The sequence below is a fragment of the Kitasatospora sp. NRRL B-11411 genome, assembly GCF_000721345.1.
In the GTDB taxonomy this organism is placed as follows: Bacteria; Actinomycetota; Actinomycetes; order Streptomycetales; family Streptomycetaceae; genus Kitasatospora; species Kitasatospora cineracea.
Genome location: NZ_JOGH01000016.1, coordinates 65,920 through 86,489 on the forward strand (window position 1 = coordinate 65,920; position 20,570 = coordinate 86,489).

Sequence of the window (20,570 nt, forward strand, 5' to 3'; positions counted from 1 at the left end):
CCGGGAGGTCTCAGCCACGCGGCCCGTGCACCCGGCGGTGGCTCCAGGCCAGCAGGCCGAGCAGGATCAGGCCGGACAGCACCAGGCTGGTCCCGGTCGCCCAGCCGGCCATCGGGAGGGACGGGACCAGCACCGCCACGACGCCCGCGGCAATCAGCCCGAGACCGGCCAGGACCGAGCCCGCGATCCGCCAGCCCGAGGCGACGCTCGCTTCGACGCCCTGCATGGCCTTGACCCGGACCGGCTCCACGTACCGGGCGAAGGCCGGCACCGCGCGGGCGACCAGCACCATCCCGGCCAGCAGGAGCAGCATCCCGGGCCCGGGCAGCACCAGCAGCACCACGCCCACCACGATCAGGCTCGCCCCGGCCACCCCGAGGAGCACCCGCGCCACCGGATGGACCGTCGCCGGGTCCGCTTCGAATCCCGGCCGCTGCTGATCGTTCATCGATCCACCCTAACCGGACGGCCGGCGTCCCCCGGAGCCGCCGAGCCGCCGAGCCGCCGAGCCGCCGACCACCGGCCCACCGGCCACCGGCACACCGGCGCACGCGTCGGGGCCGCTCCCCCGGCGGTCCGGGAGGAACGGCCCCGACGGCGCGTCGGACCGCGCTACATCCCGTTCTTGCGGATCGGGGTGTACTCGGCCAGCTTGGACATCGGCTCCTCGTGCGAGATGCAGCCCTGGCTGCCGGAGTCCTCCAGGATGATCGCCCGGGTGTGCGCCGCGTCCGCCCAGCCGCCGAACAGCACCACGTGCTGCTCCATGTCGCCGCGGGTGTGGTGGACCACCAGCGCGTCGCCCGGCTGGAGGTCCTGGCGGGCGATGTGGTGGGCGATGCCGCCCGACTCGCTGATCAGCGAGCCGGTGACGGTGCCGGGGCCGGGCAGGCCCCAGGCCGCGGAGAGGAAGCCGGAGCAGTCGACCCGGTAGCCGTTGGTGACGGCGCCCTGGCTGTAGCCGAGCCGGCGCTGGACCCGCTCCATGGCCCGCTCCACCATGGCCTTGCGCTCGTCGGACACCCCGTCCAGCTTGGGCTGGGCCTTCACGCCGACGCCCTCGCCGTTGCGCGGGTGCCGGTGGTCGGACCAGGAGTCCCAGCCGCTGCCGTTGACGATCTTGGTCTTCCAGTCGCCGGTCGACCGGTCCTTGATCTTCGGCCCGTCGTGCTTGCCGCCGGGGCCGCTGACGATCCCGGTGCCGTCGTTCCCGCTGGTGTCGTGGCCACCGCCACCACCGCCACCGGTGTGCCCGCCACCGCCGTCAGTCCCGGTGTGGCCACCGCCACCACCGCCGCCGGTCCCGCCCGTCCCGCCGCCCTTGCCCTTGTCGACGCTGTCGATCCCGGTCCGCGGCGACTTCGGCTTCTCCTGCTCGGTGTGCTGGCGCTTGAGCTCCTCGGCGATCTTCCGCTCGACCTCCTCGTACGAGGCGATCAGCTGCTTGATCTTCGCCGCGTCCTCACCCAGCTCCTTGGTGAGCTTCTCCTTGGTCTTCGCCAGGGCCTCGGCCCGGGCGTTGATGTTCTGGACGTCCTTGGCGACCTCCGCCAGGATCTGGCCGGCCCCGAGGACACCCATGATCCAGCCCGAGAACACATCCGTGGCGGCCGCCTTGGCGACGGTCGCCTTGATCTCGCCGAGCCGGCCCGACATCTCCTCCATCCGCTGGTTGATCTGCGCGAAATCCTGCTGGATCTTCTGCAGCTCACCCGGCTGGAAGCCGAACTGATTCCCCGCCATCGTGCTGTTTCCCCCTGTGGTCGGCCCGGCCCGTACGGGCCGGGTCCGGTGTGCTGCGGTCGGTCGTCGCGCCGGCCGGCGTCCGCCGGCCGGTCGCGTCGGAGGATCGTCAGAGGACGTTGGCGAGCTGCTTGACCGAGTCGCCGAGCTGGCCGAGCTCGTCCGCGACGGAGTTCAGCTCCCGGACGCGGCCCTGGGCGTGCGCGATGAAGGCGTCCGCGGCCGCGCCGTGCCAGGTCAGGCCGCCGAGCACGGCGCTGACCTCGCGGCCCAGGCCGTCGACCTGCTTGCCCAGTTCGGCCAGCTCCTGGGCGATCTTGTTCAGTTCGGCGTCGGCGTCGCCGAACATCTTGCCGAGCGCCCAGTGCGCGATCTCGGCCGGCGCCATGACGATGTCCTCGCCGACCTTGACCACGTCACCGGCGAGGTGCTTGACGTCTCCCCACAGATCCATGGCGGTCCCCCTGTTTCCCCGTGATTTCCCCGAAAAGCTGTTCCTCCCAGGCTAGTCAGTACCGGCCCCGAGGGAAACGGGCGGGTACCGACCGCCGCTGCCGGGGAACGGGGGCGGAAGGGGCCGCGGCAGCTGTTCGCCGTCCGCCCGCCGGGCCTGTGACACTGGGGGCTCGAAACAAACAAAACCGAGGTGCGCCCCGACCCCGGCCTTATGCAACCTAGAGGGATGCCCGCAGTGAGTTCTCCCGTAGCCCCGCAGCCCGCCCCCACGTTCGCGGAGCTGGCCGCCCGGCTGCCCGGTGTGATGCTGCGCGACGCGCAGCGGCTCGGCCGCCGCCTGGAGGGCACCCGCAAGGTCAGGTCGGCCGAGGGCCGGCAGCAGGTGCTGACCGAGCTGGCGTCCGACTTCGACCGCTCCGAGGCCCGGGTGGCGTCCCGCCGGGCCGCGGTGCCGGTGATCCGGTACCCGCAGGAGCTGCCGGTCGCGCAGAAGAAGGACGAGATCCTGGCCGCCGTCCGCGACCACCAGGTGGTGATCGTGGCGGGCGAGACCGGCTCCGGCAAGACCACCCAGATCCCGAAGATCTGCCTGGAGCTGGGCCGCGGCGTGCAGGGCCTGATCGGCCACACCCAGCCGCGCCGGATCGCCGCCCGCACGGTGGCCGAGCGGGTCGCCGAGGAGCTGGACACCCCGCTGGGCGAGGCGGTCGGCTGGAAGGTCCGGTTCACCGACCAGGCCGGCCAGGACACCCTGGTGAAGCTGATGACGGACGGCATCCTGCTGGCCGAGATCCAGACCGACCGGGACCTGCGCCAGTACGACACCCTGATCATCGACGAGGCGCACGAGCGCAGCCTGAACATCGACTTCCTGCTCGGCTACCTCAAGCAGCTGCTACCCCGCCGCCCCGACCTCAAGGTCGTCATCACCTCCGCGACCATCGACCCGGAGCGCTTCGCCGCGCACTTCGACGACGCCCCGATCATCGAGGTCTCCGGCCGCACCTACCCGGTGGAGGTCCGCTACCGCCCGCTGGTCGAGGACGAAGACCTCGACGACGAGGACGGCAACGACCGGGACCGCGACCGGGACCAGATCCAGGGCATCTGCGACGCCGTCGAGGAGCTCCAGGCCGAGGGGCCGGGCGACATCCTGGTGTTCCTCTCCGGCGAGCGCGAGATCCGCGACACCGCCGACGCGCTGACCAAGCTGAAACTGAAGTTCACCGAGATCCTCCCGCTCTACGCCCGGCTCTCCTCGGCCGAGCAGCACCGGGTCTTCCAGCGGTCCAACTCCCGCCGGGTGGTGCTGGCCACCAACGTCGCCGAGACCTCGCTGACCGTCCCCGGCATCAAGTACGTGATCGACCCGGGCACCGCCCGGATCTCCCGCTACAGCCACCGCACCAAGGTGCAGCGCCTCCCGATCGAGGCCGTCTCGCAGGCCAGCGCCAACCAGCGCAAGGGCCGCTGCGGCCGCACCTCGGACGGCATCTGCATCCGGCTGTACTCGGAGGAGGACTTCCTCTCCCGCCCCGAGTTCACCGACGCCGAGATCCTGCGCACCAACCTGGCCTCGGTGATCCTGCAGATGACGGCGGCGGGCCTGGGCGACATCGCGGCCTTCCCGTTCCTCGACCCGCCGGACTCCCGGAACATCAAGGACGGCGTCAACCTGCTGCACGAGCTGGGCGCCCTCGACCCGGACGAGAAGGACCACCGCAAGCGGCTGACCCCGCTGGGCCGCAAGCTCGCCCAGCTGCCGGTCGACCCGCGGATGGCCCGGATGGTGCTGGAGGCCGACCGCCTCGGCTGCGTCCGGGACGTGATGGTGATCGCCGCCGCGCTCTCCATCCAGGACCCGCGCGAGCGCCCCGCCGAGAAGCGCCAGGCCGCCGACGACCGGCACCGCCGCTTCCAGTCGGAGACCTCCGACTTCCTGTCCTACCTGTCGATCTGGCGCTACGTGCGGGAGCAGCAGAAGGAGCTGTCCTCCTCGGCGTTCCGCCGGATGTGCAAGTCCGAGTTCCTCAACTACCTGCGGATACGGGAGTGGCAGGACGTCTACGTCCAGCTGCGCACCATCGCCAAGCAGCTCGGCGTCACCATCGACGAGCCCCTCGACGACGCCGAGCCGGACGCGGACCGGATCCACCAGGCGCTGCTGTCGGGCCTGCTCTCCCACCTGGGCCTGTTCGACGTGGAGAAGCGCGAGTACGCGGGCGCCCGCGGCGCCCGGTTCGCGGTGTTCCCGGGTTCGGGGCTGTTCAAGAAGCCGCCGCGCTGGGTGATGTCGGCGGAGCTGGTGGAGACCTCCCGGCTGTGGGCGCGGATCAACGCGAAGATCGAGCCGGAGTGGGTGGAGCCGCTGGCGGCGCACCTGATCAAGCGCACGTACAGCGAGCCGCACTGGGAGAAGAAGGCCGGCGCGGTGCTGGCGTACGAGAAGGTGACGCTGTACGGGCTGCCGATCGTCGCCCAGCGCAAGGTCAACTACGGCCGGATCGACCCGGAGCTGTGCCGGGAGCTGTTCATCCGCACCGCGCTGGTGGAGGGCGACTGGGAGACCCACCACAAGTTCTTCGCGGAGAACCGCAAGCTGCTCGACGAGGTCGAGGAGCTGGAGAACCGGGCCCGCCGCCGGGACATCCTGGTGGACGACCAGACCCTGTTCGACTTCTACGACGCCCGGCTGCCCGAGGACGTGGTCTCCGGGCGGCACTTCGACTCCTGGTGGAAGAAGACCCGCCGCGACCAGCCCGACCTGCTCAACTTCGAGAAGTCGATGCTGATCAACGACTCGGCGGACGGGGTCACCGAGGCCGACTACCCGGACTTCTGGCAGCAGGGCAAGCTGCGCTTCCCGCTGACGTACCAGTTCGAGCCGGGCAGCGACGCGGACGGCGTGACGGTGCACATCCCGCTGGCGGTGCTCAACCAGGTGGTCTCGGAGGGCTTCGACTGGCAGATCCCGGGCCTGCGCGCCGAGTTGGTGACGGCCTGGATCCGCTCGCTGCCGAAGGCGGTGCGCCGCAACTTCGTCCCGGCCCCGGACTACGCCCGGGCCGCGATGCGCGAGCTGACGGACCGCCAGGCTGTAAACGGAGTCGGCTCCGCCGAGGGGCTGCTGCCGACGCTGGAGCGGGTGCTGCACCGGATGTCGGGCCTGCCGATCCCGCCGGAGGCGTGGGACGAGGAGCGGATCCCGGACCACCTGAAGGTGACCTTCCGGGTGGTGGACGGCAAGCGGAAGCTCGCCGAGTCCAAGGACCTGGAGGAGCTGCGCCTGAAGCTCCAGCCGAAGCTGTCCGCGACGCTCTCCAGCGCCGCGTCCGGCCGCGGCATCGAGCGCACCGGCCTGACCGCCTGGCCGGCCGACCTGCCGGTCCTGCAGCGCACCTTCGAGCAGCGCTCCAAGGGCCACTCGCTGCGCGCCTACCCGGCGCTGGTGGACGAGGGCACCGGCGTGGGCATCAAGCTGTTCGACACCCCGGAGGCCCAGCAGCGCTCGATGTGGGCGGGCACCCGCCGCCTGCTGATGCTCCAGGTCAACTCCCCGGCCAAGTCGATCCAGGGCCGGCTGGGCAACCAGGCCAAACTCGCCCTGTCGTACAACCCGCACGGCTCGGTCCCGGCCCTGTTCGAGGACATCGTGGCGGCCGCGACCGACCGCCTGATGACGCTCAACGGCGGCGTGGTCTGGGACGCGGAGGCGTTCGGCGCGCTGTACGACAAGGTCCGGGCGGACCTGTACGAGCTGTCGGCGGACACCACGCTGAAGACGGCGACGGCGCTGATCGCCTTCCACAAGGCGTCGACCCGGCTGAAGTCGGTCTCCAGCCCGGTGCTGCTGTCCGCGGTGAACGACGTCCGGCTGCACCTGGCCTCGCTGGTGCACCCGGGCTTCGTGGCGGAGACCGGCTGGCAGCGGCTGGGCGACCTGAAGCGCTACCTGCTGGCGGTGGACCGCCGCCTGGAGGCGCTGCCCAACCACCCGCAGCGCGACCTGCAGCACCTGGCGAAGGTGCAGGCGGTGCAGCAGGCGTACGGGGAGCTGCTGGCGAAGGTGCCGGCGGGCCGGGAGCCGTCGCCGGAGGTGCGGGCGGTCCGCTGGATGATCGAGGAGCTGCGGGTGAGCTTCTTCGCCCAGGGCCTGGGGACGCCGAGCCCGGTGTCGGAGAAGCGGATCCTGAAGGCGATGGAGGCCGCCGCGGCGACCCTCTGAGCCGGGTCGGGAGCCGGCTCCGGGGGCCTCCGGAGCCGGTTCGACCTGGGGGGTCGCCATGCAGTACAGTCTGTCTTGTTCGCAGGCGAGAGCAGGCGGGCAAGGATCAGAACACTGGTCCCGTGGAGCAGTTGGTTAGCTCGCCACCCTGTCAAGGTGGAGGTCGCGGGTTCAAGTCCCGTCGGGATCGCAGTAGCGTGAGGCCCGGAACCGTAAGGTTCCGGGCCTTATCGCGTTTCCGGGCGCGCCACAAGATAACGCCGCTGTGATCACCGTCACTGAACGCCTTTCGAGATGCGACTTCCAGGACATCTCCGCAAAGCACCCTGATTTAATATGTAAAATTGTACTGCCATTCCCGGTAATGCCCCCCTCCCCCAGCCGCCCCAAAGGGAATCACCCGTTCCGCCCTCCGGCGCACTTCCGGACATGCCGAAGGGCCGCCCTTCCGACCCGGCGGAGTCGGAGGGAACGGCCCTCAAGGCTGTCGGCGGCGCCCCGGCCCGGCGGAGTCGGGGGGCTGCCCGGTCGAGAAACGGGGAATCAGACCTCGGTGCGCTGGGCCGGAATACCGGCCAGCAGGGCACGCACCTCCGCCTCGCGGTAGCGGCGGTGGCCGCCGAGAGTCCGGATCGACGTGAGCTTGCCTGCCTTGGCCCAGCGGGTCACGGTCTTCGGGTCCACACGGAACATCGTGGCGACCTCTGCCGGCGTCAGCAGGGGCTCGGCGTCAGGGGTACGAGCGGTCATGAGCGGCCTCCTCGGAGAACCGAACCAGGCGGTTCTATCCTTCAAATTCTGCACCTTGACCCGCGATGCCCGAAATGGCACGGACGGGCCGAGTCGGTTATAGGACGAACGGCTTGTCCTGGTGTCTACAACTACACCATCCGTCCAGCCCCATCGGCCAAACCGTCAAAATTGACCCCTCACGGGTTCAAGAGCGACGGAAGGCCCCGGACCACCCCATAGCGGACAGTCACGCAGCGGTGACGTCCGGTCACGGTGCGGCACGCCTGAGTGAGCTTGGGCTGGTTGTCCCATTTTGGCATATAGGTCTGAGTTCGCGTCAACGGTGAGTAGTATCACGTTCCATGGGGATTGACCCGATCCGGGACCATGGTCCCGGAAACCGCGGCAATGGTATGGACCATCCTCCCCCTCGGCACCGGCATTCGGCCAGTGGCAATTTTCTGACGCCCCGTCGGACGATGCCCGCCCCCGCCCCGGTCGAAGCCCCGCCCGGTCAGGACGCCTGCCGCAGCGCCAGCACCCGCCGCCAGCGCGCCGTGAGCACCTCGTAGGCCCGCAGCGCCGCCGTGGTGTCCCCGGCCCGCAAGGAGCCCAGCCCGTCCGCCAGTTCGCCCACCGAGCGCTCCTCGGCCAGCGCGCGCGGGCCCAGCAGCCGGGCCAGGCCGCCGTAGTCCAGCTCCACCAGCGAGCGCGGGTGGAACTCCTCCAGCCAGCGCCCGACCTCCTCCGCGCCGTCCACCAGCGGCCCGCCCGGCGCCCGCTCCCGCAGCACCCGGTAGGCCCGGGCCACCCGGCGGCGGGCCTGCACCATCGGCGTCAGGTAGAACAGCGCGGCCGGCTCCGGCCGCTCGCCCTCCCCCGACGAGCCGTACTCGCCGGCCGGCACGTGCCGGCGGTCCTCCTCGCCGAACGGCAGGAACCAGCGCAGCGGCACCTCCCAGCGGCTGGAGGCGATCCACGGCCGGGCGTCGGGGTGCTCCTGCTGCCACTGCGCCCGGTCCGCCTCCGCGGCCGTCCGCAGGGCCGGCGGCAGCACGGTGTCCACCAGGTGCGCGGGCAGCGTCCGCTGGAGCTCCTGGAGCGCCAGCCAGCCCCGCAGCCGGGTCGTCCAGGGGCAGACGTAGACCACCCCGTCCAGCGCCCGCACGAACGCCCGCCCGTCCTCCTGCTCGGGCAGCGGACGGGGCGTCAGGGCCGCCAGCGCGGCCAGCGCGGCCCGCTGCTCGGCCAGCGCCGCCGCGGTCACCGGCCGGGAGGGCCCCTCGGCGTCCGGCCCGTGCTCGGCGGCGTACGCCTGCCAGCGGGCGCGGTCGGGCTCGGGGAAGGCGGCCAGCGGCTCGTAGACCCGCAGCTGCGCGGTGTACGGAGGAAGCACGGTCGTGCGCCAGACGGTCACGCTCCGCATCGTCGCACGCGCCCCCCGAAAGCGTCAGGCCGTCGGGCGAAAGGCTTCGGTCGTCATGCGCCAGGGGCCTCCGGGGGGCAGATTCGAAGGCGTTCCCGGGGCTAGGCTTCGATCAGACGCCCGCACCACCGCCGCGGGCCATCCTTACTGGAGTCACCACCGTGACCGACGTACACACCACGCACCCCGCACCAGGCGTGCTGAGCCGGATCTTCGGCACCGGCCGGGACGGCGAGGGCCACGAGCAGGTCGTGCTCTGCCACGACCGCACCTCCGGCCTCAAGGCGATCATCGCCGTCCACTCCACCGCCCTCGGCCCGGCCCTGGGCGGCACCCGCTTCTTCCCGTACGGGACGGAGGAGGAGGCGCTGCAGGACGCGCTGAACCTCTCCCGCGGGATGAGCTACAAGAACGCCCTCGCCGGGCTCGACCTCGGCGGCGGCAAGGCCGTGATCATCGGCGACCCGGACAAGGACAAGAACGAGGCGATGCTGCGCGCCTACGGGCGCTTCGTGGAGTCCCTGCGCGGCCGCTACATCACCGCCTGCGACGTCGGCACCTACGTGCAGGACATGGACGTGGTGGCCCGCGAGACCTCCCACGTCACCGGCCGCTCGCCCGAGCACGGCGGCGCCGGCGACTCCTCCATCCTGACCGCCTTCGGCGTCTTCCAGGGCATGCGCGCCTCCGCCCGGGCCCGCTGGGGCCAGCCCACCCTGCGCGGCCGGCGGGTCGGTGTCTCGGGCGTCGGCAAGGTCGGCCACTACCTGGTCGGCCACCTGGTCGCGGACGGTGCCACCGTGGTCGTCACGGACGTCTCCGAGGCCGCCGTGAACCGGGTCCGGGCCGCCCACCCGGAGGTCGAGGTGGTGGCCGACACCGCCGCCCTGCTCTCCTCCGCGCTGGACGTCTACGCCCCGTGCGCGCTCGGCGGCGCGCTCACCGACGACACCGTCGCCGTGCTCGGCACGGCCGGCACCGCGGTGGTCTGCGGCGCGGCCAACAACCAGCTGGCCTACCCGGGCGTCGAGAAGGACCTCGCCGACCGCGGCATCCTGTACGCGCCCGACTACCTGGTGAACTCCGGCGGCGTGATCCAGGTCGCCGACGAGATCGAGGGCTTCAACTTCGACCGGGCCAAGAACAAGGCCACGAAGATCTTCGACACCACCCTGGAGATCTTCACCCGGGCCGCCGCCGACGGGATCCCGCCCGCGGTGGCCGCCGACCGGCTCGCCGAGAAGCGGATGCGGGAGATCAGCGCGCTGCGCTCGGTGCTCCTCCCGGCGGCCCGCCGGAGCTGACCGCGCCCGCCCGTGATGCGCGGGGCCGGCACCGCCCGGCCCCGCGCATCACGATGTGGAACCGGATTCTCAGTCCGTCCCCCGATCGGGCGATACCGCGCCCCCTTCGGGGGATAATCTCCGTAGGAACGACGGGACCGGCCCTGGGCCGGACAGCCTGCGAAAGCTCCGGAATTCCCCTCTGACCTGGGCGGACCTGGTTCGGGGGGGCTCGGGTGCGCGCCACGTCACACCGGCGACGTACCGTCCGGCGGCGGAAACAGGTACCGTTAATGCTCCAAGGGACGGTTTCCCACTTCGGGCAGGCCGGACCTGATCATCAACACGTGTCAGACTCGGGGCCGTGAGCCCCACCGTTGAGGGGGTCGACCCATGGGGCGCGGCCGGGCCAAGGCCAAGCAGACGAAGGTCGCCCGCGAGCTGAAGTACAACAGCGGCGGGTTCGACGCAAACCGTCTGTCTCACGAGCTGGGTGTATCTCCGTCCACCGCGATCGAGCCTGAGCCGATCGAGGACGACGACGAAGAGGACGACCCTTACGCGGCGTACGCGGACAGGTACAACGATGACGACGACGAGGACGAGGACACCCCTCCGGCTCGTCGCCGCGCGTAACGCACTCCGACCCGGCCGGTCCGAGCGCTCCCCGTGAGCGCCGGGCCGGTTTTCGGCGTCCGCGTGGCGTCCGGAGGGCGAGCGGGAACACGAAGGGCCCCACCGCGGTGCGGCGGGGCCCCTCGGCGTGCCTCGGATCAGAACGCCTCGTAGGCGTTGTACAGCGCGGCGCCGCCGTCGTGCTCGTCGGTGCGCTCGACCACGTCGCCGAGCAGCCAGGCCTCCACGTCGCGGTCCTCCAGGACGGCGAGCACGGTGTCGACCGACTCCGGCGGGACGACGGCGACCATGCCGACGCCCATGTTGAGGGTCTTCTCGATCTCCAGGGTCTGCATCGCGCCGACCTTGGCGACGGTGCGGAACACCGGCAGCGGCGACCAGGTGCCGCGGTCCAGGCGGGCGTGCAGGCCGTCCGGGATGACCCGGGCCAGGTTGGCGGCCAGGCCGCCGCCGGTGACGTGCGAGAAGGCGTGGACCTCGGTGGCCCGGGCCAGCGCCAGGCAGTCCAGCGAGTAGATCCTGGTGGGCTCCAGCAGCTCCTCGCCGAGGGTGCGGCCGAACTCCTCGACCCGGCGGTCCAGCGACCAGCCCGCCTGGTTCAGCAGCACGTGCCGGACCAGCGAGTAGCCGTTGGAGTGCAGGCCGGAGGCGGCCATCGCGATCACCACGTCGCCCGCCCGGACCCGGTCCGGGCCGAGCAGCGCGTCCGCCTCGACCACGCCGGTGCCGGCGCCCGCGACGTCGTAGTCGTCCGGGCCGAGCAGGCCCGGGTGCTCGGCGGTCTCGCCGCCGACCAGCGCGCAGCCGGCCAGCGTGCAGCCCTCGGCGATGCCCTTGACGATCGCGGCGACCCGCTCCGGGACGACCTTGCCGACGCAGATGTAGTCGGTCATGAACAGCGGTTCGGCGCCGCACACCACCAGGTCGTCGACGACCATGGCGACCAGGTCGTGGCCGATGGTGTCGTGCTTGTCCATGGCCTGGGCGATGGCGACCTTGGTGCCGACGCCGTCGGTGGCGGTGGCCAGCAGCGGGCGCTCGTAGCGCTTGAAGGCGGAGGCGTCGAACAGTCCGGCGAAGCCGCCGAGCCCGCCGACCACCTCGGGCCGGTTGCTCTTCTTCACCCACTGCTTCATCAGCTCGACGGCACGGTCGCCGGCCTCGATGTCGACACCCGCGGCGGCGTAGGTCGCCCCGGTCTCGTTGCTGGTCACCTGGTGTGGCCCTTTCGAAGTGGTGGTACCGCCGCCCCCGGCACCCGGGCCGGGGGCGGTGCGCACGGTTACGGGCGTCGCAGCGCGTCCGCCGCGCCGGCGCCGCCCAGCAGCGACTGCACGCCGTCGAGGTCGCTGGTCTGCTTGCCGCCGCGGACGGGCTGCTTGGCCTGGCCGCCGGCGATCTCCGCTTCCAGGAGGAGCTTGCCGAGCAGCGCCGGGTCGGGCAGCTCCATCGGGTACTCGCCGTCGAAGCAGGCCCGGCAGAGCTGGTCCTTGGGCTGCTTGGTGGCCTCGATCATCCCGTCGATCGAGATGTAGGCCAGCGAGTCGGCGCCCAGCGAGCGGCCGATCTCCTCGACCGACAGGCCGTTGGCGATCAGCTCGGCGCGGGTGGCGAAGTCGATGCCGAAGAAGCACGGCCACTTCACCGGCGGCGAGGAGATCCGGATGTGCACCTCGGCGGCGCCGGCCTCGCGGAGCATCCGGACGAGTGCGCGCTGGGTGTTGCCGCGGACGATCGAGTCGTCCACGACCACCAGGCGCTTGCCGCGGATGACTTCCTTGAGCGGGTTGAGCTTGAGCCGGATGCCGAGCTGGCGGATGGTCTGGTTCGGCTGGATGAAGGTGCGGCCCACGTAGGCGTTCTTCACCAGGCCGGAGCCGAACGGGATGCCGCTGGCCTCGGCGTAGCCGATCGCGGCGGGGGTGCCGGACTCCGGGGTCGCTATCACCAGGTCGGCCTCGACCGGGGCCTCGGCGGCCAGCTTGCGGCCCATCTCCACCCGGGAGAGGTGCACGTTGCGGCCGGCGATGGTGGTGTCCGGGCGGGCCAGGTAGACGTACTCGAAGACGCAGCCCTTGGGCTTGGCCTCGGCGAAGCGCGAGGTGCGCATGCCGTTCTCGTCGATGGCGATCAGCTCGCCGGGCTCCACCTCGCGGATGAAGCTGGCGCCGACGATGTCGAGGGCGGAGGTCTCGGAGGCCACCACCCAGCCGCGCTCGATCCGGCCCAGCACCAGCGGGCGGATGCCCTGCGGGTCGCGGGCGGCGTAGAGCGTGTGCTCGTCCATGAAGACCAGCGAGAAGGCGCCCTTGACGTCCGGCAGCACCTTGCGGGCCGTCTCCTCGATGGAGAGGTCCGGGTGGCCGGCCAGCAGGGCGGTCAGCAGGTCGGTGTCGTTGGTGGCCGCGGTCCGGCCGGAGCGGGAGACGTGCTCCTCGCCCGGCAGTTCGGCGACCATCGCCGCGAGTTCGGCGGTGTTGACCAGGTTTCCGTTGTGGCCGAGGGCCAGCGAGCCGTGAACGGTCGCGCGGAAGGTCGGCTGGGCGTTCTCCCAGACCGAGGACCCGGTGGTCGAGTAGCGGGCATGTCCGACGGCGATATGCCCGTGCAGCGACCCCAGGGAGGTCTCGTCGAAGACCTGGGAGACGAGTCCCATGTCCTTGAAGACGAGAATCTGGGAGCCGTTGCTCACTGCGATGCCCGCGGATTCCTGTCCGCGGTGCTGCAGGGCATACAGGCCGAAGTACGTGAGCTTGGCGACCTCCTCGCCGGGAGCCCAGACACCGAAGACGCCGCAAGCGTCCTGGGGGCCCTTCTCGCCGGGGAGCAGGTCGTGGTTGAGTCGTCCGTCACCACGTGGCACGTCTCCGAGTCTAGGGCAGCCCGGGCGAACGGCCTGATGGCAGCCTCCTGGTACGCGCGTAGATACCGCCGCTTACCAGCTTTTCGCACAGCGGGTGGCCGCCTTCACGCCCTTGTCATCAGGGCTTCGCACAGTGGACGGGCCACCGGAACGTGAGCCTGCTCACGCTGGGTGACCGGGGCCCGCCGCCGCTCAGGCGGCGGGCAGCAGCAGCCGCCAGGAGTCCGGGCGGACCGTCCAGGTGCGGTGCCGGACCGGGCCGACCGGGCAGCCGTCGGCCTCGTAGCCGAAGCCGCGGCCGGCCACGGTGAGCAGGCCGGCCCGGTGGCGCTGCGGGCGGCCGTCGAGGTCCAGGGCGAGTTCCATCGCGCCGTCGACCATGGCCACCCGCAGGTGGCGCACCCGCTGGTGGACGTCGGCCAGCAGGCGGCCGTCGGCCTCGATGCGCAGTTCCTCCGGCCCGGCGGGGCTCGCCTGCTCGGCCGCAGCCAATTTCGCCCATAGCGAACGCCAACCACCCGTCCGGCCCTGGCGCGGGCCGGTGAAGCGCACTTCGGCGAGCACCACGCCGCCGCCGTCGTCGAGCAGCAGGTCCAGCCGGCGGGCGGCGCCGGCCAGCACCGCGCGGGCGGCCGCGACCGGCTCGGGGGGCACGCCGAGCAGCCGGGCGGTGGCGGTGGCGACCGGGCCGCCGACCGGGACCAGCCCGACCGGGTCGGCGTCCAACTCCCGTTGCCGGTGCAGGGCCTGGAGCACCCGCTGGAGCGCCTGGTCGGACCCGATCACCACCGCCCGGCGCCTGCCCCGGTGGGCGAGCACCCGGTCGAGTTCGGACGGGCTCTCGGGCAGCGCGACCTTGACGTCGGCACCGCCGCACAGCACGTCCTTGGCGATCCGCACCGATTCGCCGTCGGCCTCCCGGGCCGACGGATCGAGCAGGACCAGCAGCGGCCCGGGGGCCCCGGCGTCGTCCGGGGGGCGGGATACGGGCGTGGACAGCGACGACACGACCGGTCCTTCCTCAGGTAATCTCTCGGTGCAAGAGCCCCTTGCGCCATTGCGCCAGGGGCTTCGTCCATCTCGGGCCAGACTGCGGTCTACGCAGGATGCCCCAACCGGAAGGGGTGTACGCCTGTGCCGGCACTCGTGCTCGTTGGTGCCCAGTGGGGAGACGAGGGCAAGGGGAAGGCCACCGACCTCCTCGGCGGCTCCGTCGACTACGTCGTCCGCTACCAGGGCGGCAACAACGCCGGTCACACGGTGGTCATCGGCGACCAGAAGTACGCCCTGCACCTGCTGCCTTCCGGCATCCTCAGCCCCAACGTCGTGCCGGTGATCGGCAACGGCGTGGTGATCGACCCGGGCGTGCTGCTCTCCGAGCTCAAGGGCCTGGACGAGCGCGGCATCGACACCTCGAAGCTGCTGATCTCGGGCAACGCCCACCTGATCACCCCGTACCACCGGACGCTGGACAAGGTCACCGAGCGCTTCCTCGGCAAGCGCCGGATCGGCACCACCGGCCGCGGCATCGGCCCGGCCTACGCCGACAAGATCAACCGCGTCGGCATCCGGGTCCAGGACCTGTTCGACGAGTCGATCCTGCGCCAGAAGATCGAGGCGGCGCTGCACGACAAGAACCAGCTGCTGGTCAAGCTCTACAACCGGCGCGCGATCCCGGCCGAGCTGGTGCTCGAGGAGTACCTGGGCTACGCCGACAAGATCAAGCCGTACCTGGCCGACACCACCCTGGTCCTGGACGAGGCGCTGAAGGCGAACAAGGTCGTCCTGCTGGAGGGCGGCCAGGGCACCCTGCTGGACGTCGACCACGGCACGTACCCGTTCGTCACCTCGTCGAACCCGACCTCCGGCGGCGCCTGCACCGGCTCCGGCATCGGCCCGACCAAGATCGACCGGGTCATCGGCATCCTGAAGGCGTACACCACCCGGGTCGGCTCGGGCCCGTTCCCGACCGAGCTGCTGGACGCCGACGGCGAGGCGCTGCGCCGGATCGGCGGCGAGCGCGGCGTCACCACCGGGCGCGACCGGCGCTGCGGCTGGTTCGACGCGGTGATCGCCCGCTACGCGACCCGGGTCAACGGCCTGACCGACTTCTTCCTCACCAAGCTGGACGTGCTGACCGGCTGGGAGCAGATCCCGGTCTGCGTGGCGTACGAGATCGACGGCAAGCGGGTCGAGGAACTCCCGTACAACCAGTCGGACTTCCACCACGCCAAGCCGATCTACGAGAACCTGCCCGGCTGGACCGAGGACATCTCGAAGGCCCAGACCTTCGGCGACCTGCCGAAGAACGCGCAGGCGTACGTGAAGGCGCTGGAGGAGATGTCGGGCGCCCCGATCTCGGCGATCGGCGTCGGCCCCGGCCGGACCGAGACCATCCAGGTCAACTCCTTCCTGTAAGGCGTCCGCGGCAGGCCCGGCGTCCCCGTCCGCGGGGGTGCCGGGCCTTTCGCACGGCTCGGGACATTTGCACTAGTGCAGATATGGCTTGCTACTGGTGCAAAGTTGGCCCTACCGTGGGGCGCATGACCGCGAAGCTGCCCGCACCCGTCGCCCTGTCCGGCCGGCACGTCCGGCTGGAGCCGCTGACCCGCGCCCACGTGTCCGACCTGTTCGCGGCCGGCGGCGGGGACGAGGAGGTGTGGCGGTGGATCCCCGTCCCGATGCCGCGCACCGAGGCGGACATGGCGGCGGTCGTCGACACCCGACTGGCCGACCCGGACTGCGTCCCGTTCGCGGTGGTGGCGGTCGGCAGCGGGCGGGCGGTCGGGATGAGCTGCTACTACGACGCCGACGCCGAGAACGAACTGCTGGAGATCGGCGGCACCTGGTACGCCCGCGCGGTGTGGCGCACCGCGGTGAACACCGAGGCCAAGCTGCTGCTGCTGACGCACGCCTTCGAGGAGCTCGGCATGGGCCGGGTGTCCTGGCAGACCGACCACCGCAACGAGCGCTCGCAGAACGCGATCCGGCGGCTCGGCGCCGTCCACGAGGGCACCTTCCGGCGGAACAAGCGGCGCCCGGACGGCAGTTGGCGCGACAGCGTGCACTTCTCGATGCTGGCCGGCGAGTGGCCCGCCGCCAAGGCCCGGCTGACCGGGCGGCTGGCGGCCGGCTGAGCCCGGCGGCCGGCTGAGTCCGGCGGTCGGCTGAGTCCGGCGGTCGGCGGTCGGCGGTCGGCTGAGTCCGGCGCGGGACGCCGGTGCGGGGCGCCGGCGCGTCAGTAGATGGCGGCGGAGACGATCGCGGCCACGGCCAGGTTGGTGGAGGCGGTCACCCAGACCGCCGGGTGCGGCTCGCTGTCGACCAGCAGCTCGCCCAGCTTCCCCGGCGTCACCAGGTCCAGCACCCAGAACGAGACGGCCATCAGCAGCAGGCCGAACACCCCGAACACGGCCGCCGCCGCCAGGCCCTTGCCGAACTCCTGGTAGGTCGACATCACCGCGGTGAACACGATCGCGCCGATCGCCAGCAGCGCCGAGCTGAGCACCACGGCGGCGTTCCGGTTGCGCTCGATCCAGATCTGCCGGCGCAGCTCACCGGGCGTCAGCACGTCGACCAGCACCACGCCGAGCAGCAGCAGGACCAGCCCGACCGCACCGTACGCGGACGCGTATCCCAGCTGGTGAAGGATGTCGCTCATGCGTCCCGCCCCTCCTGCCTGTCCGGCCGCCGGCCCCGTGCCGAGGACCGGCACAACATAGCGCACGGGGCGGGCGCGGCCGGGAACCGCGGCGGTCGCGACGACCACGGCAGTCGCGGCGGCGGTCGCAGCGGTCGCGGCTCAGTCGTTGTGCTCGACCAGGCGGTCCAGGCAGACCGCGACGGCGATCATCAGCGGGACGTCGACGCCGTCGGCGATCTCCACGCCGTAGGTGTCGCGGATCCGGAACCACTTGCGGGAGACCTCGGCGAGGTGGTGGCCGTCGCCCTTGACCGTGTACTCCTTGTCGATCAGGTCGCCGTGGATCTCGTACTCGCCGCCGTTCTCCAGCTCCACGTGGTACTTGTCGTGGAACGGGGTGAACAGCTTCTTGCGGACGGTCGCCACCACGTCCCCGTCGGCGTTCTCGATCTTCATCGCGTCGCGGACGGTCAGCACCTTCTCCCGGATGGTGGCGACCGTGTTGCCCGCCGGGTCCTGCAGCTCGAAGGTGTCGCGGATCCGCAGCACCTTGCCGTCCACCAGGAAGCACTTCTCGCCGTGCTCGTCCTCGACCCAGTAGTCGTCGCCGACCGCGAAGAGGCGCTCCTTGACCACGAACTTCCGACCCATGTCCCCGACTCCTCGTCTGCTCGCCGGCCCGCCGTCGGGCGGCACCCGCCATGGTGCCACCGAGGGCTACGTCAAGTCCCACAACAGGCGGTAGTAGGCGAGGCGTTCGGTGTCCGGCTCGACGCCGTACGCCTCCAGCAGGGGACGCTCCCAGCCCGGGCCGTAGTTCCACACGGTGCTCCAGGAGGCCACCGCCAGGTCCGCCCAGCGGTCGGCCGTCCCGAGCGCGCCCAGGTCGACGTGGCCGGAGGACCGGCCGTCGTCGCCGACCAGGGTGTTGGGCGCGCAGGCGTCCCCGTGGCAGACCACCTCGACGTCCACCGGCGGCGGGTCGGCCAGCACCGCCAGCGCCCGCTCCACGCTGCCGTGGTGGCGCAGGTCCGGGTGCCAGTGGGCCGGGTCGCGGCGCAGCTCGACGGCCCGGGCGACCCGGGCGGGCGCCGACCAGTCGTACGGGCAGCCGGCCACCGGCAGCGCCTCGTGGAAGGCCCGCAGGCCCTCGCCGATCGCCCGGACGGCCGTCGCCGGATCCCGCTTGAGCTGCTCGTCGACGGCGGAACGGCCCGGCAGGCCGGCCGTCAGCAGCCAGCGGCCGCGCTCGTCGTCGCCGCCGCCCAGGCCGAGCACCTCCGGGACGGTGGTGAACCGCCGGGCCCAGCCCAGCCGTTCGGCCTCCGCCGCGAAGTCCGCCGGGCTGCCGGGCGGCGCCCACTTCACGAACCGCCGGCCCGGGCCGTCGCCGAGCCGGAACGTCAGGCCGTGCAGCTCGTTGCGCCACACCGCGACGACCGGCTCACCGGCCGCCAACTCGGCGACGACGGGCGGAACTTCGACATCGTCCTCGGGCACGTACGCGATCATCCGGCCATTGTCGCGCGCGGGCCGGACGGCGTCATGCGGGTTTCGGCGCCCGGCCGGACGGGAGCGGGCGGAACCGGGGCGGGGCGCCGGACGTACTAGACGTACCACCGGCTGCCGGGGGACGGGAGCCGGGGAGACCGGGAGACGGAGGTCGGCATGGCCGAGGGGAACGGCGGCCCGGACGGGACGGGGGCGGAAGCGGGGACGGGGGCGGGGGCGGGCGAGTTGCTCGGCACCGGCCGTACCGCGGACGTCTTCGCGCTGCCCGACGGGCGGGTGCTGCGCCGCTACCGCGACGGGACCGACGCGCGGGGCGAGGCCGAGCTGATGGCGCACCTCGCCGGGCACGGCTACCCCGTACCGGCCGCGCAGCCCGGCGAGCGGCCCACCGACCTGCTGATGGAACGCCTGGACGGCCCCACCCTGGCGCAGGCCGTCGCCACCGGCGCGCTCGCGCCCGCCGCCGCCGGGCAGCTGCTCGCCGACCTGCTGTGCCGGCTGCACGCCGTCCCGCCGCGTACCGCCGCCCGGCCCGGCGACCGGGTGCTGCACCTCGACCTGCACCCCGAGAACGTGCTGCTCACCGCCCGCGGGCCGGTCGTCATCGACTGGAACACCGCCACCGAGGGCGACCCCGCCCTGGACACCGCGATGAGCGCCGTCGTCCTCGCCCAGGCCATGCTCGGCATGCCCGAGTTCGCCGCCCTCGCCCCCGCGATCCTGGTCCCGCTGCTGCGCGCCCTGCCGCCCGTCCCCGACCACCAGCTGGCCGCGGCCCGGGCCCGCCGCGCCGCCAACCCGACCCTCGGCCCCGCCGACCACGCCCACCTGGACGCGGCCGTCGCCCTGGTCCGCGACTGCGCGGCCCGCGCGGGGGCGGCGGGGGTCTAGGTCCGGAGTTCGGGAGCGGGTGCGGGCTCGGGCGCGGCCAGCAGGCCGGTCAGGAAGTCCAGTCGGGCGGTCGCCGGGCCGGTCCGGCGGGCCGATTCCAGTGCCGCGCGGGCCTCTTCGGGGCGTCCGGCGCGGTGGAAGGCCAGGGCCAGGGTCGCGTACGCCGCGCTGCGGCGCAGCGGGGTGCTGCCGACGGCGGCCGCCGAGCGGGCCTCGTCGATTGCCAACCCCGGGTGGTTCCGGGCGAGTTCGTACAGGGCGGGCAGGTCGCTGCCCGCGCGCAGGCTGCGCGGGGTGCGGAGGGCGGCACGGTGCAGGGCGTGGAAGGCTGCGCGGTCGGCGTCGTCGGCGGCACCGGTCTCGTCCAGGTAGGCCAGGGCCCGGGCCTGCAGCAGGTCCATGGCGCCGCCCGCCCGGGCGGTCGACTCCGCGGCCCGGTCGGCGAGTTCGCGGTAGCGGCCCTCGGCCAGCAGCACGCTCAGGCCGATCCCCCCGGCGGCGGTGCTGGGCGGCAGGGCGTCCAGCAGGCGGCGGGCCTCGGCGACGTCGCGCTGCATCGTCCGTGCCACCTCCTGCAGTTCCGGAGCCAGCCGCACGGCTGCGGACGTCGTGTGCAGCACGACCAGCATCAGCGCCGGCGCCACCGTGCCCGCCAGGCACACCACCGCGGCGGCCGGGCCGAAGTCCCCGCCCGCCAGGTCCAGCAGACACCCGCCCAGCGCGGCGACGCCCAGGTACGCCAGCAGCGCGGGCAGCAGCCGTCCCGGCCCGGACGCCGGGTCGGTGCCGAGCAGCAGCGGCCGCACCATCGGCAGTGGGAACCGCCGCAGCTGCCACCCGCCGCGCGGCCCCGGCACGGTGCGCACGGGGGCGCCGGAGCCGAACGACCAACCGTCGACCCGCAGCCCGAACCACCGGGCCGGCCCGGCCAGGTAACCCGCCCAGAGCAGGCCCGCCGCGTACAGGCCCGTCACCGCACCGGCCTCGGCCTGCAACCCGTCCGCGCCGTTGCGCAGGTACCACCAGAGCACGCCCAGCAGCGCCACCGGGCCGACCGTCCGGTGTACCCGGTCGACCAGCTTCCACCGCCGTATCAGTTGTTCGTCTTCCACGGCGGGAGATCGTCCCAGAACCGGCCGGGGGCCGGAAACCCTTCCGGA

The 20,570-nt window shown here is 72.4% G+C and carries 18 protein-coding genes and 1 tRNA gene; 7 read left to right on the forward strand and 12 right to left on the reverse strand.

Translation table 11 applies throughout. The features are described 5' to 3' along the window. Positions 1-10: 10 nt before the first annotated feature. The 3 genes from IH44_RS0110790 to IH44_RS0110800 all read right to left on the reverse strand — a co-directional run bounded on the left by IH44_RS0110790 (position 11) and on the right by IH44_RS0110800 (position 2,197). Positions 11-448: a PGPGW domain-containing protein gene (locus tag IH44_RS0110790; RefSeq protein ID WP_051816752.1), complete on the reverse strand. Its 438-nt coding sequence runs from the start codon at positions 446-448 to the stop codon at positions 11-13. 164 nt (positions 449-612) lie between these two features. Next, entirely contained in the window at positions 613-1,743 is a 1,131-nt protein-coding gene (locus tag IH44_RS46405; protein WP_051816753.1) for a hypothetical protein, read from the reverse strand. Positions 1,744-1,852: 109 nt separating this feature from the next. Next, positions 1,853-2,197, reverse strand: a complete 345-nt coding sequence (locus IH44_RS0110800) for a hypothetical protein (RefSeq protein ID WP_051816754.1) — start codon at positions 2,195-2,197, stop codon at positions 1,853-1,855. Positions 2,198-2,425: 228 nt separating this feature from the next. On the opposite strand from IH44_RS0110800, the gene hrpA reads away from it, so the two are divergent. Beyond that, complete coding sequence (gene hrpA / locus IH44_RS0110805; RefSeq protein ID WP_030459247.1) at positions 2,426-6,424, forward strand: ATP-dependent RNA helicase HrpA; 3,999 nt, start codon at positions 2,426-2,428, stop codon at positions 6,422-6,424. Positions 6,425-6,540: 116 nt separating this feature from the next. Next, a tRNA-Asp gene (locus IH44_RS0110810) sits at positions 6,541-6,614 on the forward strand. 353 nt (positions 6,615-6,967) lie between these two features. Here IH44_RS0110810 and bldC read toward each other — a convergent pair. Continuing rightward, positions 6,968-7,174 (reverse strand): developmental transcriptional regulator BldC, encoded by a 207-nt coding sequence (bldC, locus tag IH44_RS0110815; RefSeq protein WP_030459248.1) that lies wholly within the window; start codon positions 7,172-7,174, stop codon positions 6,968-6,970. A gap of 496 nt (positions 7,175-7,670) precedes the next feature. Beyond that, positions 7,671-8,582, reverse strand: a complete 912-nt coding sequence (locus IH44_RS0110820; RefSeq protein WP_030459249.1) for a hypothetical protein — start codon at positions 8,580-8,582, stop codon at positions 7,671-7,673. Between the two features lie 161 nt (positions 8,583-8,743). On the opposite strand from IH44_RS0110820, the gene IH44_RS0110825 reads away from it, so the two are divergent. Together IH44_RS0110825 and IH44_RS0110830 are read left to right on the forward strand one after the other, a co-directional pair. Beyond that, on the forward strand, positions 8,744-9,886 hold the full coding sequence (locus IH44_RS0110825) for a Glu/Leu/Phe/Val dehydrogenase dimerization domain-containing protein (RefSeq protein ID WP_030459250.1): 1,143 nt from the start codon (positions 8,744-8,746) through the stop codon (positions 9,884-9,886). A gap of 372 nt (positions 9,887-10,258) precedes the next feature. After that, a complete protein-coding gene (locus IH44_RS0110830) occupies positions 10,259-10,501 on the forward strand; it encodes a DUF3073 domain-containing protein (protein ID WP_030459251.1) in 243 nt (80 codons plus the stop codon). Between the two features lie 137 nt (positions 10,502-10,638). Here the strand turns inward: IH44_RS0110830 and purM are convergent, their stop codons facing one another. The 3 genes from purM to IH44_RS0110845 form a co-directional block, all read right to left on the reverse strand. Further along, positions 10,639-11,715: a phosphoribosylformylglycinamidine cyclo-ligase gene (purM, locus tag IH44_RS0110835; RefSeq protein WP_030459252.1), complete on the reverse strand. Its 1,077-nt coding sequence runs from the start codon at positions 11,713-11,715 to the stop codon at positions 10,639-10,641. 68 nt (positions 11,716-11,783) lie between these two features. Continuing rightward, on the reverse strand, positions 11,784-13,364 hold the full coding sequence (gene purF / locus IH44_RS0110840; RefSeq protein ID WP_030459253.1) for an amidophosphoribosyltransferase: 1,581 nt from the start codon (positions 13,362-13,364) through the stop codon (positions 11,784-11,786). Between the two features lie 192 nt (positions 13,365-13,556). Further along, complete coding sequence (locus tag IH44_RS0110845) at positions 13,557-14,372, reverse strand: hypothetical protein (protein WP_030459254.1); 816 nt, start codon at positions 14,370-14,372, stop codon at positions 13,557-13,559. A 126-nt stretch (positions 14,373-14,498) separates the two neighbouring features. Here IH44_RS0110845 and IH44_RS0110850 point away from each other — a divergent pair, with 126 nt between their 5' ends. Continuing rightward, positions 14,499-15,782: an adenylosuccinate synthase gene (locus IH44_RS0110850; RefSeq protein WP_030459255.1), complete on the forward strand. Its 1,284-nt coding sequence runs from the start codon at positions 14,499-14,501 to the stop codon at positions 15,780-15,782. 125 nt (positions 15,783-15,907) lie between these two features. Then, on the forward strand, positions 15,908-16,501 hold the full coding sequence (locus tag IH44_RS0110855; protein ID WP_030459256.1) for a GNAT family N-acetyltransferase: 594 nt from the start codon (positions 15,908-15,910) through the stop codon (positions 16,499-16,501). Positions 16,502-16,602: 101 nt separating this feature from the next. Here the strand turns inward: IH44_RS0110855 and IH44_RS0110860 are convergent, their stop codons facing one another. From IH44_RS0110860 to IH44_RS0110870, 3 genes are all read right to left on the reverse strand, one after another. Continuing rightward, on the reverse strand, positions 16,603-17,025 hold the full coding sequence (locus IH44_RS0110860) for a DUF350 domain-containing protein (protein WP_030459257.1): 423 nt from the start codon (positions 17,023-17,025) through the stop codon (positions 16,603-16,605). A gap of 141 nt (positions 17,026-17,166) precedes the next feature. Beyond that, positions 17,167-17,658, reverse strand: coding sequence for an LURP-one-related/scramblase family protein (locus IH44_RS0110865; protein WP_030459258.1), 492 nt, complete (start codon positions 17,656-17,658; stop codon positions 17,167-17,169). 66 nt (positions 17,659-17,724) lie between these two features. After that, positions 17,725-18,519 carry an aminoglycoside 3'-phosphotransferase gene (locus tag IH44_RS0110870; protein ID WP_030459259.1) on the reverse strand — a complete coding sequence of 265 codons (795 nt, stop codon included), beginning with the start codon at positions 18,517-18,519 and terminating at the stop codon, positions 17,725-17,727. Between the two features lie 156 nt (positions 18,520-18,675). Between IH44_RS0110870 and IH44_RS0110875 the strand changes: the two genes are divergently transcribed. Then, entirely contained in the window at positions 18,676-19,410 is a 735-nt protein-coding gene (locus IH44_RS0110875; RefSeq protein ID WP_081966823.1) for a phosphotransferase, read from the forward strand. Here IH44_RS0110875 and IH44_RS0110880 read toward each other — a convergent pair. Further along, positions 19,407-20,522: a hypothetical protein gene (locus IH44_RS0110880; RefSeq protein ID WP_030459261.1), complete on the reverse strand. Its 1,116-nt coding sequence runs from the start codon at positions 20,520-20,522 to the stop codon at positions 19,407-19,409. The two genes, IH44_RS0110875 and IH44_RS0110880, sit on opposite strands and share 4 nt — an antisense overlap. Between the last annotated feature and the right edge of the window lie 48 nt (positions 20,523-20,570).

Excerpts from the sequence above, each read along its gene's own strand:
- IH44_RS0110790 (WP_051816752.1), bottom strand. The coding sequence starts at position 448 with ATGAACGATCAGCAGCGGCCGGGATTCGAAGCGGACCCGGCGACGGTC.
- IH44_RS46405 (WP_051816753.1), bottom strand. The coding sequence starts at position 1,743 with ATGGCGGGGAATCAGTTCGGCTTCCAGCCGGGTGAGCTGCAGAAGATC.
- IH44_RS0110800 (WP_051816754.1), bottom strand. The coding sequence starts at position 2,197 with ATGGATCTGTGGGGAGACGTCAAGCACCTCGCCGGTGACGTGGTCAAG.
- hrpA (WP_030459247.1), top strand. The coding sequence starts at position 2,426 with ATGCCCGCAGTGAGTTCTCCCGTAGCCCCGCAGCCCGCCCCCACGTTC.
- bldC (WP_030459248.1), bottom strand. The coding sequence starts at position 7,174 with ATGACCGCTCGTACCCCTGACGCCGAGCCCCTGCTGACGCCGGCAGAG.
- IH44_RS0110820 (WP_030459249.1), bottom strand. The coding sequence starts at position 8,582 with ATGCGGAGCGTGACCGTCTGGCGCACGACCGTGCTTCCTCCGTACACC.
- IH44_RS0110830 (WP_030459251.1), top strand. The coding sequence starts at position 10,259 with ATGGGGCGCGGCCGGGCCAAGGCCAAGCAGACGAAGGTCGCCCGCGAG.
- IH44_RS0110855 (WP_030459256.1), top strand. The coding sequence starts at position 15,908 with ATGACCGCGAAGCTGCCCGCACCCGTCGCCCTGTCCGGCCGGCACGTC.
- IH44_RS0110860 (WP_030459257.1), bottom strand. The coding sequence starts at position 17,025 with ATGAGCGACATCCTTCACCAGCTGGGATACGCGTCCGCGTACGGTGCG.
- IH44_RS0110865 (WP_030459258.1), bottom strand. The coding sequence starts at position 17,658 with ATGGGTCGGAAGTTCGTGGTCAAGGAGCGCCTCTTCGCGGTCGGCGAC.
- IH44_RS0110870 (WP_030459259.1), bottom strand. The coding sequence starts at position 18,519 with ATGATCGCGTACGTGCCCGAGGACGATGTCGAAGTTCCGCCCGTCGTC.
- IH44_RS0110875 (WP_081966823.1), top strand. The coding sequence starts at position 18,676 with ATGGCCGAGGGGAACGGCGGCCCGGACGGGACGGGGGCGGAAGCGGGG.